This is a genomic window from Sphingomonas sp. SP1 (genome assembly GCF_058313395.1).
The window spans coordinates 352,206-369,459 of sequence record NZ_JBZFLC010000001.1; the positions used below are offsets into that span (position 1 = coordinate 352,206).

Consider the following 17,254-nt stretch of genomic DNA (forward strand, 5'->3'; position numbering starts at 1 on the left):
ATCGCGATGCGGCGATGACTTCGAAGGCTTGGCCGTTCGAGGAAGCACGCAAACTGCTGAAGCGCTGGCCCGACGGTAAGCCCGGTAGCGAACCGATGATCTTCGAAACCGGTTACGGCCCGTCAGGCCTGCCGCACATCGGCACCTTCACCGAAGTGCTGCGCACGACTTGGGTGATGCACGCTTACCAGACACTCACCGGCGGCGCGCCGGCCAAGCTGATCGCGTTCAGCGATGACATGGACGGCCTGCGCAAGGTGCCGGACAATGTGCCGAACGGCGAGATGCTGGCCGAGCATCTGGGCCGCCCACTCACCCACGTGCCTGACCCGTTCGGAGAGTACGAAAGCTTCGCCCACCACAACAACGCGATGCTGCGCCGCTTCCTCGACCGGTTCGGGTTCGATTATGAGTTCATCAGCTCGACTGATTGCTACACGTCGGGCCGATTTGACGAAGCGCTGCATCAGGTCTTGCGCCAATACGACGGGATTATGGAGGTCATGCTGCCGACCTTGCGCGAGGAGCGGCGGCAGACCTATTCGCCGGTACTGCCGGTGTCCCCGACGACTGGCCGCGTGCTGCAGGTTCCGGTCCGCGTCGTCGATGCCGAGGCGGGCACCATCGCTTTTGCCGACGAGGACGGCACCGAGGTCACTCAGTCGGCGCTTGCTGGACAGTCCAAGCTGCAGTGGAAGGTCGACTGGGCGATGCGCTGGGTGGCGATCGGCGTCGATTACGAGATGGCCGGCAAGGACCTGATTGATTCGACGATCCAATCCGGCAAGATCGCCCGCGTGCTCGGCGGCCGCCCTCCCGAAGGCTTCAACTATGAGATGTTTTTGGACGAGAAGGGGGAGAAGATCTCCAAGTCCAAGGGCAATGGGCTCAGCCTCGACCAATGGCTAACCTACGGTAGCGAGAAGAGCCTGGAATTCTATCTCTACCGCGAGCCGAAGAAGGCCAAGAGCCTGCACCTCGGCCTGATTCCCCGCGCGGTCGACGAATATTGGCAGTTCCGTGAGAAGTGGTCGGATCAACCGATCGAACAGCGGCTCGGCAATCCGGTGCACCATATTCACAATGGCGACGTTCCGAGGCCTTATGCGCTGCCGGTCAGCTTCGGCCTGCTGCTGAACCTGGTCAGCCTGCCTGGCTGCCACGACAAGGACACCGCCTGGAAATTCGTTCAGCGCTACAACCCTGGCTGCTCGCCGGAAGCCAATCCGGAACTCGACGAGCTGATCGGCCTCGCCGTGAACTACGCCCGCGACTTCGTGGTCCCGACCCTGCAGCGCCGACCACCCAAGGGTCACGAGGCCGATGCACTGCGGGACCTCGATGCACTGCTTGCCGAACTCCCTGCCGATGCCAGCGCAGAGGAAATCCAGAACCAGGTGTTCGAGATCGGCAAGCGCTATCCGTTCGAGAGCCTGCGTCACTGGTTCCAGGCACTTTACGAGATCCTGCTTGGCAGTTCCCAGGGCCCACGCATGGGCAGCTTCATCGCGCTGTACGGGATCGAAAACACCCGTCGGCTGATTGCCGAAGCAAGGTCAATGACCGCAAGCGCAAACTGACGTCCGCGCCTCTGTGCCCACCGGCAGCGCTTGATCTGGCAGCAGGTCGGGCATCCCTGCAGCTACCGCCCCAAACGCAAAAAGGCCGAGCGTCCTTTAGGGACGCTCGGCCAGGTTGCGGCGCGCCGACTGGCGGCGCGCCACTGCTCAACTAACCACGCTCAGGAGCGGGCGGCGGGGGCGGCGGCGGAGGCGGCGGCAGCGGGCAGCTGTCGGTCGCCAGAATCACCGACCCGTCGGGGCAGGTCTGCGTCGCCGGGGGAGCCGGCGGCGCCACGGGCGCGGGCGGCAACGGCGCCGGGGCCGCAGCCGCGACCGGTGCACCGCCGAAGCGGAAGCCGAGGCGGGCACCGATGCCCTTGCGGTCGCCGAAGTCAGCCCAGGCAGCCAGCAGCAGGCCGGTCGGGTTGGGCAGAACGCCGCCCTCCAGCCTGAACCAGGTCGCCTTGCCTTCGCTTTCCAGGTCATAGAAGGACGCGCGGTCGAACAACGCGACCCGGCCATCGCCACGGAATTCACGGTACACGGTACCGTCGACGTACGGCGACATGCTGCCGCCGAACGCCGCCCGCAGACCCGCACGACCGCGCGTCGACTTCACCGTCTCGAGGTCGTAGCCGAACCCGAAGGCGTTGATGTCGTCGAACTTGGTGCGCACGAAGCTCACGCCGGCATTCGCGTCGAGCGTGGCGTCGCCGCCGATGCCGAAGCGATATCCAAGCGACCCGTCGATGCCGTTCGCCCGGGCCTTCGTGTCCTCGCCGTCGAACGCGCCGGAATTGAAGTCCAGCTTGTACCGATCATGCTTGGCGAGCAGTTCGCCGTGCAGACCAGTGGCGCCACCGAATTGACCGTACACGCCGACGTTCCACCCGCGGGCCTTGATCCCGAGGTCGGTCGCATCGGCACGATCGTCCGCCTTTGCACGGGCCAGACCACCGGTAAGACCCACGCGTCCGCCACCGAAGCCGTAGTCGGCGCCGATCTGGATGCCGCGACGCTTGGTCCTGATGTTGCGGTCGATGCCGAAGTCGGTACCGGCAACGGTCTGCACCGAGTCGTCGTCATACTTATCGCGGCTGAGGTACACCTGACCCCAGAAGCTCGCTCCGACGGTGGTGGCCGGCAGGCGGGTCTGGGCGATCACCTCATCGGCGGTTTGGTACCACAGGCTGCGGCCGAAACCGGCCAGCGCCAGCGGATCGAAAGCCGAGGCGTTTGGCGCCGACACAAGGAGGAAGTCGCCACCGTTCTGAACCAGGCTGTAGTCGACCAGCGGGCTGGTATTCCCGCCGACCGTGCCGAGCACGAACGCGCCCGACGAAGCGGTGGTCGCGTCGACCACCAGTACGCCGCCCAGATTGATCAGGCCGCTACCGAGGTAGTTGGCGTTGATCGTGGTCGAGCCACTGGCCGCGCCGTTGATCACCAGCCGGTCCGCCGTGGTCTCGTTGAAGTCGATCAGCAGATTGGACCCGCCCGACCCAGCAAAGGCGCTGTTGATCGTCAGCACGTCACCGACGGCGCCGTCCTGCAGATCGATCGTGCCGGTATTGGCAAAGCTCGTCTGACCCGTGATGGTCGACGCGCCTTCATCGGCCAGGATCGTGCCACTGTTGGTGAACGCCGCTGCCGGAACGGTGAACGTGCCAGCCGCAAAATCAAGGGTCCCGGCGTTGCTGAAGCTGGTGAAACCCGCCAGCGACGCATTGCCATTGGTGTCGATCGTACCGGTGTTGTTAAACGCACCTTCGCCGGTCAGGGCAAAGGTGTTCAGGTTGATTCGGCCGCTGTTGGTGAAGGTCTCGGCCCCGACGATGCTGGAAGCGCCCGTCAGGTTGAGAACGCCAGCGCCAGTGTTGCTGAAGCTGTCGGTTCCAGCACCCAGGTCGATGGCCCCGGCGAGGTTGATCGTGCCGGTGTTGTTCAGCGCGGTATCGCCCCCGTCGAAGGTAAGGCCGGTGGCGGCCGTGATGGTGCCCGCGTTGTTCAGGGTTTCCAGACCCGTAACTGGCGTTCCGCCATCGACGGTTACCGCGCCGCCAGCCTGGTTGGTAAACACGTCCGTTCCGGCGCCGAAGGCCAATGTGCCGGCATTGATCGTGCCGGCGTTAGTGACGGAGTCGTCAGCCGCGCCAAGCAGGATATCGCCGTTGATCACGCCGCCAGTCTGGTTGACGATCGTCGTGTCGGCATCTGCCAGCACATTGATCGCCAGGCTGGTGTTGTCGGTACCGATCGTTCCGGCATTGGTGATCGTCACTGCACCGGTGTTTGCAACCTGAATGGCCGCGTTCGTGCCGATCACTGATCCGCCGCTTGCAATCGTGATAGACCGATTGCCGGTGGTATCAGTGCTTACGCCGATATCGCCACCGCTGACGTCACCGTTCACGGTGATAGCCTGGTCGCCATCTGTCGTGATGGCGGTGATCCCGTTGCCTGCCGCCGTGATGTCGCCAGACGTAACAGTCAGAAGGCCAGTCGTGCCCTGAGCGAGGATGCCCTCCCCAGCGGCCGTCGCGATTGCGCCCGAGTAGTCAACCGTCACATCGCCCGACCCGGCCGTTACAGCCCAGATGCCGCGGTCGCCCGAATCGATCGATCCGGTACCCTGGACCAGAATGTCGCCGGTCTGGGTCGCACTCAAACCACGCGCACGGATACCCATGCCCGCAGCCGTGATTGCACCGTCATTTGTGATGGAAACGCCGCCAGTTCCAGCGTTGGACGTCTGAATACCGTGAGTTGCGGCATCGATTGCACCGGAATTGTTGACAACAACCTCACCCGTGGTGCCGGTTCCCGCTTGCTGGGCAAAAATGCCCGCCACGGTGGTGCTGGTAAGTGCGCCGCTGTTGTCGATGTTGATGGCGCCGAGGCCCTCATTGTAACCGGCAATGGCAGCGTCGGCGACGTAGATGTCGCCGGTGTTGGTGAGTGTGACGTCGCCGGTGGACGCGGCATTGAGGATTTGTCCCAGTACGCCCGCACCGATGGGAACATCCGTCGCACTGCCGATGTCACCGTTGTTTTCAATGGTGACCGAGCCAGTGCCGAAGTTGTTAGCGGCAACACCATGCGTGATGTCGGCTGCGCCATCAAGCGACCCAATGCCGGCGTTGTTCGTAATGCTGATCGAACCATCGCTGGCGGGAGCGGTGATCTGGGCAAACACTCCGACGAGATCTGCCTTCACAATGGTGTCGGCAGCGGTGGTGATGGTGATGTCTCCGGTGGTTCCGCTGTTCAGCGCGTTGACGCCGTTCCCTCCAACAGCCGAAGTGACATCGCCACCGACATTAACCACGATGTCACCAGTCCCTGTCGTCGAAACGAACAGGCCGTCACCAGTGGTACCGAGATTGATGATGTCGCCGGCGCCCGAATAATTGACGGACGTCGCGCCAATCGCGTTGATCTGCAGGGCAGCCGAACCGCCCTGAGTGGCCGTGTTGCCGGCGTTGATCTGAACCGTGCCGTCGTTGACCACGTTCAGCGCATTGGTGCCGCCCACCGTGTTGGTGAAGGCCAGGCCGAACCCGCTAACCGTCGCGCCGGTGCTCACCGTCCCGGTGAAGGCCGAGGTCGAGGTGTCGACCGGATAATGGCGGTCCACCGCCGGCGTTGTGCCGGTGTTCGTGGTGTCTGTGGTGACGGTGGTGCCGCAGGTCACGGCACCGGCCGCGACCACGCACTCCGCCTGCGCCGGCGAGGCCAGGCTCAATGAGCCGGCCACAGCCATTGCTGAGCCGGACAACAGCCGGCCACGCGTAAGGACTGATTTCATGAAGAGATTACCTCATTGGAAGAACTGGACCGTCGCCAGGACGACGATCACCCCCCGTGGGAGGCGTTCAAAAAGCGGTGCAACGAGTAGGAAGTTCCGCGACAATGATTAGTAATCTGGGTTGTGTCTGTACGGCAACAGTTGAACGGATTGGGGTGAAAATAAGCGGCAGAAATTTGCCCGACGCCGCTCACTTCCGAGAGACCCCTACCCCGCCTTCTTTTCCGCGATCCAGCGATCGATCTTTTGCTCCAGGATCGCCAGCGGCAGGGCGCCCGTCATCAACACCTGCGCATGAAAGTCGCGGATGTCGAACCGGTCTCCGAGCTCCGCTTCCGCCTTGCGTCGTAGCCGCTGGATGGTGAGCGCGCCGATCTTGTAGGCCAGCGCCTGGCTTGGAATGGCGATATAGCGCTCGACCTCGGCGGTGGCGTCGGTCCGGCCCATGCTGCTGTTGTCGAGCATGTATTTGATCGACTGGTCGCGGGTCCAGCCCTTGGAATGAAGCCCCGTGTCGACCACCAGCCGCATTGCGCGCAGCATCTCGTCGTCCAGCGTCCCCATGCGCTGATAGGGATCCTTGTAGAAACCCATGTCGTAGCCCAGCGTCTCGGCATAAAGCGCCCAGCCTTCGACATAGGCGGTGTTCCCGCCAAAGCGCATGAACTCGGGCAGCGCCGTGTTCTCCTGCGCCAGGCTGATCTGGAAGTGATGCCCTGGAGCGCCCTCATGCAGGTAGAGGGTGGTCATGCCGGGGGTCGTGCGCGACGGCAGGTCGTAGGCGTTGAAATAGAAGACGCCTGGCCGCGATGCGTCCGGCGTGCCCGGTTCGTAAGATCCGCCGGCTTCGAACTTCTCGCGGAAGGGCTCGTATGGGCGGATTTCCAGTTCCGCCTTGGGCAGGGTCGAAAAATAGGCCGGCAATTTGGCATCGACGGTCTTGCCGATGTCGTAATAGCCCTGCGTCAGCGCAGCCCGGCTCTTCGCCTTGAATCTTGGATCGGTTCGCAGATGGTTGAAGAACGCCGGCAGGTCGCCGCGAAATCCGACTTCCCGCCGGACTTTCTCCATCTCGCCCTTGATGCGCGCGACCTCTTCCAGCCCAAGCTGATGGATCGCTTCGGGCGTCAGATCGAGCGTGGTGGTCGACTTCACCTGTTGCCGATACAGCTGGTCGCCGCCCTTCATGTACATGAGACCGACGCCGTCGCGGGCCGCCGGCAGATATTCGGCGCGCAGGAAGTCGCGCACGCGGGTCAACGCCGGATAGATCTGGCCGGTGATGGTGTCGCGGTAAGCTGCGGTCAGCCGGGCGCGATCGGCCGCTCCGATCTCCGCCGGGAATTTCTTGATTGGCCCGTAATAGGGTGAATCCGTCGGCCGCTGCTTCAGCTGGGTGTCCAGCTGTTCGATCATGTTGCGCACGGTCATCTTGGTATCGACGACACCGGTCCCCATGCCTTCGCGCCAGCGCCCGATCGCACGATCAAGATAGATCACGAAATCCGCATGCCGTTTCAGATTGTTCTCGTAGTCCGCGAGCGTCTTGAACGGCGCGGCCCCATCCGCGCTGGAAAAGGTCGGATAGAAGGTGTGGATGCCGAAGAAGTGGTTCATCGGCCGGACCCGGGTCAGCGCCAACAGGTCGGGCTGCAGCCCGCGCAGCGTGTCGCTCGTGCTGAACTTGAACGTGTCGTAGGCCAGCTGATCGGTCGGGTTCAGGACCTCGCGGTTGATGGTGGCGAGTTCGGCGAGATCGCGTTCCGCGGCCGCCTTCTCCGCGGCGAAGTAGGCGTCCGTAATGTTGTCGCCGAGCCGATCGGCATAGCGCATGTCGCCGCGAAAGATTGCCGACAGGGGATTGCGCTGAAGGCTCGCCTCGTCGCTGCGCTTGAACAGCTGGAACAGCCGGTCATGCTCGCTTTGCGCCGTCGCCGGGGGCGTTGACGGAGTGGCGATCGCCTCCGCCTCCGCCGCCGCGGCCGCCTCCACCGCTGGCGGCGGCGGGGCGAAGCAGCCGGTCATGGCCAGAGTTGCAGTGGCGATCAGGAGCAGGCGACGGGTCATGGCAGCAGGCGTTCCTCTCAGGTTACCCCACGGCAAAGGGGCGTCGCCGCGCAAACGGCAACGCCCCCTTCGACCAACGGCAGCCCGTCGTCTACCAGAAGAAGTCGTAAAGCACGTCCACGACCCTGCCCGTCCTCGTATCGACCAGCACGGCGTCGTCCCAATAGCGCACCCAGCGGTAAGGATAACCAACATAGGGCAGGCGATACTGGTAAGGATCGTTCAGCCAATAACGGCTCGAATAATATGCCGGCCAGATCTGCCAGCCGAGGCCGAAGCGCTGGTACCCGAAGCCAAACGGATCATGATAATAGCCGGTCCGGTACAGGCCGCGATGATGTTCGCGCCAGCGCCGCCAGTCGTGCCGCTGGTCACGCCGCCAATCCTCGCGCCACCGTTCCGCTACCCGCGGATCGGCCAACCGCTCGGCGATCCCGCTGCGCTGAAGATGATCGCCGATCTGGCGCGACACGCTGTTGCCTGACACCCTGCGTGCGGGTCCCTGCCTGGTGCTGACCACCGGGCCGGTGATGCGCTCACCGCTGGAGGTCAGAACGGGGCGGTCCCGCCGTTGCAGTTCCCGCGATACGCGTCCCGACAAGCCATCGGGGGTCCTCGCCGCGACGTCACCGGCCCGCTCACGCCCATCGCGCCGCTCGGCCCGCTGCTGACGCGGGACCTGGCGATCGCCGCGCCCTTCCGCCTGGCCCACGGCGACTTCCCGAACGCGCTGCTGTCGCTCCGCGCGGTCCTCGCGGCGCTCGATACGCTGTTCACGTTGCTCACGTTGCTCGGCGCGCTGTTCACGGCGCTCGGTCCGCTGCTCGCGCGCCTCGCGGACCCGTTCGGCCACTGCGCTGCGCAGATCGGCGCCGCGATTGCCGGGCTCGGCAGCAAGCGCCGGTGTGGCTGCGGTCGAGAGAAGAAACAGGGCAATCAGGGCACGCATGGTGGACCTCATCATGGAGATGTTTTGTTATCTCCTGACTGCACTTTGGCGGATGAGCCGGTGCTTAACGTCGATGAAGTGCTGCGTTCACCAATCAGGTCGGCGGATGAGAGTTGCTGCGATGCGCGGGCAATCGCGCGCATGATCCGTGGTTGCGCGCCGCATGCGCACTGGTTGGGCAAGGCCTCGATCTGTTCGCGCGATGGCCTCGGGCTGGCCTGCAACAGTGCCGCGATCGCCATGATGAAGCCCGGTTCGCAGAAACCGCACTGGGTCACCTGCTCCGCCAGCCACGCCTGCTGCACCGGATGCGCGCGGCCCTGGCTCAATCCTTCGATGGTGGTGACGCCGGCGCCTTCCAGCGCAGCAATCGGCAGTGTGCAACTGCGTTCCGCGCGGCCGTCGACAATCACCGTGCAGGCTCCGCAACCGCCGTCGCTGCAGCCATGTTTCGTGCCGGTCAGGTTGGACGCTTCCCTCAGCGCCCACAGCAAGGGCGTCTCGGGATCGAGCCGATAGTGGAGCGCCTGGCCGTTCACCGTCATCCGGGTCATGCTTTTGCCTAGCGTGCCGTCCGCCGCGATGCCAATATGAACCCGTGGGGGTAATCGACTTACCAGGTGGCGCGATCGGCTATGCCGAGGCTGGGAGGGACGGCGTCCCCCTGGTGCTCCTGCATGGAGTCGGCTCGGACAAGGCGATATGGCGGCCGCAACTCGACCACTTCGGAACGAGCCGGCGAACCATCGCTTTCGACTATCCCGGTTATGGGGAAAGCGCACTCCGACGCGATGCAGACCGGGAAGAATTTGCCGCCGCCTTGTGGCAGGCGATGACGGCACTTGGCATCGACGGTGCGCATCTGTGCGGACTGTCGCTCGGCGGCGTGGTCGCGATCGCGATGCATGCGCAGGCTCCCCATCGCTGCGAATCGCTGGTCCTTGCCGATACCTTCGCCGTCCATCCGGAGGGGCAGGCCATCCACGACCGATCGATCGCGGCGGCGGCCGAACTCGGCATGCGCGGGCTGGCCGAGGCTCGGGTCGACGCGCTGATCGCCCCGGCCGCATCGCCCGACCTTCGCAGCAGCGTCATCAATACCATGGCCGGCATCGATCCGGCCGCCTACCGGCTGGGCGCCGCGGCGGTGTGGCTGGCCGACCAGCGATCCCGGGTGCGTGACATTCGGTGTCCGACGCTTGTCATCTGCGGCAGCGAAGACCGGATCACGCCGCCGTCCCTCAGCGAGGATCTCAAGGACCGCATTCCGCAGGCGTCGCTGATCGAGATCGCCGGGGCGGGCCACCTAAGCAACGCGGAACAGCCCGCGATCTTCAACCGCGTGGTCGAAGCCTTCCTCGCCGGCTGCGAAGACCAGGCCGACCGGTGACCTTCGCCGCGTCGCGTATCCACCCGCGCTTGCTCGATGCCGGCCTTGCGCTCGGCGACAACCGGCTGGACGTGGCCGAGCGGCTGCTCAAGGCCCATCTCAAGGACGATCCATTCGAGGTGCGGGCCATCCGTATGCTGGCCGAAGTGGCCGCCCGAATCGGACGGGCGCAGGATGCGGAAACGCTGCTCAGGCGGGCGCTGGAGATTGCGCCCGCCTTCACCCCCGCCCGGGCCAACCTCGCCTTGCTGCTGGGGCGTACCGGCCGCCCCGCCGAGGCGCTGCCGATCCTCGATGAATTGTTCGAGGCCGAACCCGACGACGTCGGCAATTTCAATCTCAAGGCGGCGACGCTCGGCCGGCTGGGCGACTTCGACGAAGCCATCGCCCTCTACGAAAAAGTGCTGGAGCGAACGCCCGCGCAGCCACGCGTCTGGCTGAGCCTTGGGCACATGCTGAAGACGGTCGGCCGTCAGTCTGATGGCATTGCGGCCTATCGCCGAGCCGTGGAATTGCGCCCGGCGCTGGGCGAAGGCTGGTGGAGCCTCGCCAATCTCAAGACGGTCCGTTTCTCGGACGAGGACGTCGCGGTGATGGAGCGGGAAACCGCCGAACCGACGGTCGGCGACGAGGACCTGTTTCATCTCCACTTCGCGCTCGGCAAGGCTCGCCACGACGCCGGGCAATATGACGAGGCGTTCCGCCATTACGCGAGGGCCAACACCCTCCGCCGGCGTTCGCTCCCTTACGATGCGGCCGGGATCTGCAAGGCCGTGGATCGAGCGACCGCCACTTATACGCCGCAACTTCTCGGCGCCGCGCAGGGCGGGGCCCCTGCCCCTGACCCGATTTTTATCGTCGGCATGCCGCGCGCCGGGTCGACGCTGGTCGAACAGATTCTCGCCAGCCACAGCCTGATCGAAGGAACCTCCGAACTGCCCGATCTGCCGGCGGTGGCTCGGACCATCCGGGGCTACCCATCATCGATTGCGGCGATGGGGCGAGCCGACCTTGCCGCGGCCGGCGACGACTATCTTCGGCGCTCGTCGGTCCAGCGCCGCACGAACCGCCCGCTGTTCATCGACAAGCTGCCCAACAACTGGCTGTATGTCCCGCTCATCGCGATGATCCTGCCCAATGCGAAAATCATCGACGCCCGGCGCCATCCGCTCGGCTGCTGCCTGGGCAACTATCGTCAGCATTTCGCGCGGGGCCAGGCGTTCAGCTACGACCTTGGGGACATGGGCCGCTTTTATGCCGACTATGTGCGATTGATGGACCATGTCGATCGGGTCCTGCCCGGCAAGGTCCACCGGGTTTTCTACGAGCGGATGGTCGAGGACACCGAGGCTGAGGTGCGGCGGCTGCTCGACTTCATAGGCGTCGACTTCGAGCCGGCGTGCCTCCACTTCCACAGGACCGAGCGGCCGGTCCGCACCGCGAGTTCGGAGCAGGTGCGCCAGCCGATCTATCGCGAGGCAACGGCCGAATGGCGGCATTACGAACCGCATCTGGCGCCGCTCAAACAAGCGCTCGGACCGGTTCTGGAGTCCTACCCCGCGACCTGATTGCAACGGTTGCGCAACAAAACCGGTAGTTTTGGTGGGTGCGCGTTGACAAGGTCCGCCACGTCTGACGCAATGCTGCTTCAGGCAAGTTTCCGGGGGGAAAGCGACTTATGTCAATCAGGGTCAAGATGCGTACGCTGGCTTTTGGCATGCTCGCAACCACGGCGCTCGCCGGGCCGGTCTGGGCCCAGAGCGCGACCTTACCGGCTGACCAGCCGGCACCGGGCAGCAGCGACACGCCGGCCCCGCCCAGGCAGCAGGCCGCGACCGATGGGCTGGAACCGGACACGACCGAGATCGTGGTCACTGCCACCAAGCGGGAGGAAAACCTTCAGGACGTCCCGGTGTCGATCCAGGCGATCGGTACCCGTCGCCTCGATCAGCTGAACATCTCGAACTTTGAGGACTACACCAAGCAATTGCCGTCCGTGTCGTTCCAGACGTCGCAGCCGGGATCGACCACCGTCTACATGCGCGGCGTCGCGACTGGCGGCGACGGCAATCACTCGGGCTCTTTCCCGTCGGTTGGCACCTATCTCGACGAACAGCCGGTCACCACCATCGGCGGAACGCTGGACGTCCACATCTATGACATCGCGCGGATCGAGAGCCTGGCGGGGCCCCAGGGCACGCTCTATGGCGCGTCCAGCCAGGCCGGCACCATCCGCATCATCACCAACAAGCCTGATCCCAACAGCTTCAACGGGCGCGTCGACGGCGAGATCAACAAGATCACCGGCGGTGACTGGGGCGGGGCACTGGAAGGCATGCTCAACGTGCCGATCACCGACCGGATCGCTGCCCGCGTGGTCGCCTTCTACCAGCGCGACGGTGGCTTCATCGACAATGTCCTGTCCAGCCGTACCTATTGCGGCGACCCGATCGTCGAGGACGGCGAAACGGTCGGCTGCGTCCGGAACGGCATCAGCGTCGACAATAGCGAATTTACCGAACAGAACTTCAACGACTATCGCGTCTACGGCGGGCGCGCCGCCTTGCAGATCGAGCTCGACGAGAATTGGACCGTCACTCCGACGATCATGCACCAGAACGGCAAGCTCGACGGCTATTATGGCGTGGACCCGGACCTCGGCAAACTGCGCGTCGACCGTTTCCGCGATGAGGTCAGCAAGGACAAATGGACCCAGGCTGCGCTGACGGTTGAAGGCAAGCTGTTCAATTTCGACGTCACTTACGCCGGCGCCTATCTGAAGCGGCCCACCTACAGCGACACGGATTACACGGATTACGCCGATGCCTACGACACCGCTTATGAAGGCGACGGCGGGCTCGCCAACTATTTCTATTTCCAAGATGCGGCCGGGAACACGATCGATCCTCGCCAGTACATCATCGGCACCAACGACTTCCGCAAGATGAGCCACGAGCTGCGCTTTGCCTCCCCGCAGGACAAGCGGTTCCGGGTGATCGCGGGCGCCTTCTACAGCAAGCAGACCAACGACATCTTCCAGGATTACCGGGTCGACGGGCTTGCGCCCAACCTGTCGGTCAATGGTCGGCCCGGCACGCTGTGGCTCACCAAACAGGAGCGCAAGGACAAGGATTATGCGCTCTTCGGCGAGGCGAGCTTCGATCTCACGCCGCAGATCACGCTGACGGCGGGCGGTCGCTTGTATCGCTACAACAATTCGCTGTTCGGCTTTGCCGGGTTCGGCAAGAACCCGCTGTTCACCGAGGATTTCGGTTTCCCGCCGCCGCCCAACGGCGCGGGCGGCTCGTCCGGCCTCCGGCGGTGCCTGACCGTCAATGGCGAGGCGCTGCTCGACGATGAAACGTCGGAACTGGCGCCCGGTGGACTGGATGGCACGCCCTGCACCAACGTGGGCCAGGTGGTCGACGGTCGGGCGGTGCCCAAGAAGACCAAGGGCAATGGTTTCATCCACCGGCTGAACGGCCAGTACAAACCGAACGACGACCTGATGTTCTACGCCACCTGGTCACGCGGTTTCCGGCCGGGCGGCATCAACCGTCAGCCGCTTGCCCCCGACTATGATCCCGACTTCCTCACCAACTATGAGTTGGGGTGGAAAACCAGTTTCGGACGGGTGCGCTGGAATGGTGCCATCTACCGGCAACGTTGGGAGAAATTCCAGTTCAGCTTCCTTGGCCTCAACAGCCTGACCGTGATCCAGAACGGTCGCGACGCGGTCATCAACGGCGCCGAAACCGACGTCAGCTATGTCGCCGGCGGCCTCACCCTCAACGCCGCCCTGGCGTATACGGACGCCCGGACGAAGGGGAACATCTGCAATTTCTCCGAGGGCAACAGCCAGTGCAACGGGCTGGACGACGATGGGGAGGACGATTTCGTCGTGACTCCGTCCGGAACCCGCCTGCCGGTTACGCCCAAGTGGAAGGGCGCAGTGAACGCGCGCTACTCCTGGCCGATGGCAGCGGGCCGCGCGCACGTGCAGGGCGGCGTAAGTTTTCAGACCAGCGCCGCGGCCGACATCCGCCGGAACATCGGGGATTCGGAAAACGTCATCAATCCGAACAATTACCTTGGCCGGCTGAAGGGCCGCTCCCTGTTCGACCTCGCCGCCGGTTACGATTGGGATACCTACAGCGTGCAGCTGTTCGCGACCAACCTGTTCAACAACAAAACTCAACTGTCGCGCGGCGTCGTGTGCAGCATCTGCGAACGGACACTGATTACCCCGGGCCGGCCACAAACCTTTGGATTGAGGCTCGGTACCAAGTTCTAAGCCAATCTGTTGAATGCGCGAGAAGGGAGTGGGCTTGCCCGCTCCCTTTTTCATTGCGGTCCGGCTTCGCGCCTCGCTAGGCTCGCCAGCATGCGCATTGCGGTCATCGGCGGCGGTCCGGCCGGGCTTTACTTCGCCATTTCGATGAAGCTGCGATCGCCCGAGCACCAAATCACCGTCTTCGAGCGTAACCCGGAGGGCGTCACCTTCGGCTGGGGCGTGGTCTTTTCTGATCAGACACTGGAACAGCTGCAGCGCAACGATCCCGTGTCCGCTGCCCGGATCGCCGGTGAATTCGCCCACTGGGACGACATCGAGGTGCATTTCCGGGGCGAAGCCGTGCGCACCAGCGGCCACGGCTTCATTGGAATCGGGCGCAAGCGCCTGCTGGAGATTCTCCATGCCCGTGCCCGGGAGCTGGGGGTGGACCTGCGGTTCGAAGCGGATGTGGAGAAGCTTCCGCAAGGTCACGACCTGGTCATTGCCGGCGACGGCATCAACAGCCGGGTCCGCGAGGCATATCGTGAAGAATTCGGCGTCGAGGTTGACGTTCGCACCAACAAGTTCGTGTGGCTCGGCACACCACGGCAATTCGACGCCTTCACCTTCGCTTTCGAAGAAACGGAGGCCGGGTGGATCTGGGCCCATGCCTACCGGTTCGATGCCGAGCGCTCGACCTTCATCGTGGAATGTTCGGAGGAAACCTGGCGCGGTCTTGGCTTCGATCGAATGGAGCAGGCCGAGGCGATTGCGGCGTGCGAGCGGATCTTCGCCCGTCACCTGCAGGGCGCACCGCTGCTGAGCAACGCCACGCATCTCCGCGGGTCGGCGGCCTGGCTCAACTTCCGCCGGATCAGCTGCGCTCGCTGGCACCAAGGCAATCTCGTCCTGCTGGGCGATGCGGCGCACACCGCACATTTCTCGATCGGTTCGGGGACCAAGCTTGCGCTCGAGGATGCGATCAAGCTGGCTGAGGTGCTCAATCGTCCGGGTCTCCCACAGGATGCTGCGCTGGAGGAATATCAGGCGGAACGGTCCGTCGAAGTGCTGAAGCTGACCAACAGCGCACGCAATTCCACCGAATGGTTCGAGACGCTGGGACGCTATCTTCACTTCGAACCGCTGCAATTCGCTTATTCCCTGCTCACTCGCTCGCAGCGGATCAGCCACGACAATTTGCGGCTGCGCGACGCCGAGTGGCTGGGGCAGTTGGAACGGTGGTTCTGGCGGGAAGCCGGAGAGGATCGCAGCGCCCCGCCCATGTTCGCGCCCTACCGCCTTCGCGACATGGCAGTGTCCAACCGCATCGCGGTATCGCCGATGGCGACCTATTCCGCGGTCGACGGCGTGCCGACGGACTTTCATCTGGTCCACTACGGGGCCCGGGCGCAGGGCGGGGCCGGACTGCTGTTCACGGAGATGACCTGTATTTCGCCGACCGGCCGGATCACCCCCGGTTGTACCGGTTTGTGGAATGACCAGCAGTCTGACGCCTGGACGCGCATCGTGCGTTTCGTTCATGCGAACAGCGCGGCCAGGATTTGCCTTCAGCTCGGCCATTCGGGCGGCAAGGGCAGCACGCGGGTCGGCTGGGAAGGCATGGACCAGCCGCTGGACACCGGCAACTGGCCGCTCATCGCCGCCTCGGACGTGCCGTGGTCGGCGGCCAACCAGCGTCCGACCCCCATGACCCGGGCCGACATGGACGAAGTGCTGGGCCAGTTCGTCGCGTCGACCCGCCGAGCGATCGCCGTCGGCTTCGACATGGTCGAGCTGCACGCCGCCCATGGTTATCTGCTGTCGAGCTTCATCACCCCGCTCCAGAACCGACGCACGGACGAATATGGCGGCAGCCTTGGGAACCGGTTGCGCTTCCCGCTGGAGGTCTTCCGCGCGATGCGCGAGGTGTGGCCAGCGCAGAAGCCGATGTCCGTCCGCATCTCCGCCACCGACTGGGCCGGAGAGGATGGGGTAACGCCCGCCGAGGGGGTCGAGATCGCCCGCGCCTTCGCCGATGCCGGGGCCGACCTGATCGACGTCTCCGCGGGTCAGACCTGGGCCGACGCGCGCCCGGTTTACGGCCGCATGTTTCAGACGCCCTTTGCCGACCGACTTCGCAACGAGGGGCGGGTGGCGACAATGGCGGTCGGCAATATCAGCGACTGGGATCAGGCGAACTCGATCCTTGCCGCCGGACGCGCCGACCTGATCGCGATCGGTCGGCCGCACCTGATCGACCCGATGTGGACGCTGCGTGCCGCCGCCGCGCAAAATTACCGCGATGCCGTCTGTCCGCCGCCCTATCTCAATGGACTTGCCCAGCTTGCCCGGCTGATGGAACGCGAGCGGGCTGGAACAAATGATACGGCTCGCTAGATGATGTCCAAGACCATGCCGTACGCGATCGACCGTCGAGACCGGGCAAAGGCGATGGCGCTGGTGATTGCGCTGCACATCGGGCTGGGCGCCGCGCTTGTCTTCGGCCTTGCGGGCGGCAAGGTCCGGGACGCGGCGGAACGGCTGGCGACCTTCGACATACCGCAGCCGATCGCGCCGGTTGAGGAGCCGCCGCCCCAACCGCTCGATGAGGGAGCCCGTGACGACGCCGGCGCGCCAGACCTTCGCGCGCGCCCGGCGGAGGTCGTCGCGCCAAAACCCGTGCGGCCGCTGCCCGTCCCCTCGCCTGTTCGCACGAGCGACGAGCGGGCGCCGGTGTCCGGCTCGGATACAAGCGCCGGCGCTGCCGCGGTGCGTGGCCCCGGCCGCGGAGCCGGCGGTTCAGGAACGGGTTTCGGTGGCGGCGGGACCGGCGGCGACGGCGTGGGCGCGGGCGGCGGGCTAAGCAATCAGGCGCGTCTGGTTGGCGGCAACCGCGCGCGACTACCCTCCTCCTTCTTCTACGAGGTCGGGGTGCCGCGCGGCGAGGCGTCGCTGATGCTGACCGTGGAGCCGACCGGGCGCGTGTCGATGTGCCGGGTCACCGCCAGCAGCGGCAGTGGCGTCCTGGACGCCGAGTTGTGCCGGATCATGCTCGCCAACAGCCGGTGGGAGCCTGCGCGGGACCGGGCCGGCCGGCCGGTCACGGTGCAGGTCGGCTACACCTCGACCTGGGATCGCTGAGCCCGAGATATCTCGTCGGTTCCAAGCCGCCAAAACGAAACGTGCCGGCCGCACTCGGCGACCG

10 protein-coding genes are annotated in these 17,254 nt (G+C 64.8%); 6 read left to right on the top strand and 4 right to left on the bottom strand.

Translation table 11 applies throughout. The features are described from left to right. Positions 1-14: 14 nt before the first annotated feature. On the top strand, positions 15-1,580 hold the full coding sequence (locus AC4GYS_RS01885) for a lysine--tRNA ligase (protein WP_491109345.1): 1,566 nt from the start codon (positions 15-17) through the stop codon (positions 1,578-1,580). Positions 1,581-1,731: 151 nt separating this feature from the next. Here AC4GYS_RS01885 and AC4GYS_RS01890 read toward each other — a convergent pair whose 3' ends face one another. From AC4GYS_RS01890 to AC4GYS_RS01905, 4 genes are all read right to left on the bottom strand, one after another. Then, entirely contained in the window at positions 1,732-5,370 is a 3,639-nt protein-coding gene (locus AC4GYS_RS01890; protein WP_491107416.1) for an autotransporter outer membrane beta-barrel domain-containing protein, read from the bottom strand. 207 nt (positions 5,371-5,577) lie between these two features. Next, positions 5,578-7,437 carry a DUF885 domain-containing protein gene (locus AC4GYS_RS01895; protein WP_491107417.1) on the bottom strand — a complete coding sequence of 620 codons (1,860 nt, stop codon included), beginning with the start codon at positions 7,435-7,437 and terminating at the stop codon, positions 5,578-5,580. Between the two features lie 91 nt (positions 7,438-7,528). Continuing rightward, positions 7,529-8,386, bottom strand: coding sequence for an RcnB family protein (locus AC4GYS_RS01900; RefSeq protein ID WP_491107418.1), 858 nt, complete (start codon positions 8,384-8,386; stop codon positions 7,529-7,531). An 11-nt stretch (positions 8,387-8,397) separates the two neighbouring features. Then, positions 8,398-8,940, bottom strand: a complete 543-nt coding sequence (locus AC4GYS_RS01905) for a (2Fe-2S)-binding protein (protein ID WP_491107419.1) — start codon at positions 8,938-8,940, stop codon at positions 8,398-8,400. Positions 8,941-8,984: 44 nt separating this feature from the next. Here AC4GYS_RS01905 and AC4GYS_RS01910 point away from each other — a divergent pair, with 44 nt between their 5' ends. The 5 genes from AC4GYS_RS01910 (at position 8,985) to AC4GYS_RS01930 (ending at position 17,190) form a co-directional block, all read left to right on the top strand. Next, the gene (locus tag AC4GYS_RS01910) at positions 8,985-9,776 is read left to right on the top strand and encodes an alpha/beta fold hydrolase (protein ID WP_491107420.1); all 792 of its coding nucleotides are present in this window, start codon (positions 8,985-8,987) and stop codon (positions 9,774-9,776) included. After that, positions 9,773-11,344, top strand: a complete 1,572-nt coding sequence (locus tag AC4GYS_RS01915) for a sulfotransferase family protein (protein ID WP_491107421.1) — start codon at positions 9,773-9,775, stop codon at positions 11,342-11,344. The genes AC4GYS_RS01910 and AC4GYS_RS01915 overlap by 4 nt, the downstream gene beginning before the upstream one ends. 128 nt (positions 11,345-11,472) lie before the next feature. After that, positions 11,473-14,070: a TonB-dependent receptor gene (locus tag AC4GYS_RS01920; RefSeq protein ID WP_491107422.1), complete on the top strand. Its 2,598-nt coding sequence runs from the start codon at positions 11,473-11,475 to the stop codon at positions 14,068-14,070. A 90-nt stretch (positions 14,071-14,160) separates the two neighbouring features. Continuing rightward, entirely contained in the window at positions 14,161-16,446 is a 2,286-nt protein-coding gene (locus AC4GYS_RS01925) for a bifunctional salicylyl-CoA 5-hydroxylase/oxidoreductase (protein WP_491107423.1), read from the top strand. After that, entirely contained in the window at positions 16,447-17,190 is a 744-nt protein-coding gene (locus AC4GYS_RS01930; protein ID WP_491107424.1) for an energy transducer TonB, read from the top strand. The last annotated feature ends 64 nt before the right edge of the window (positions 17,191-17,254 follow it).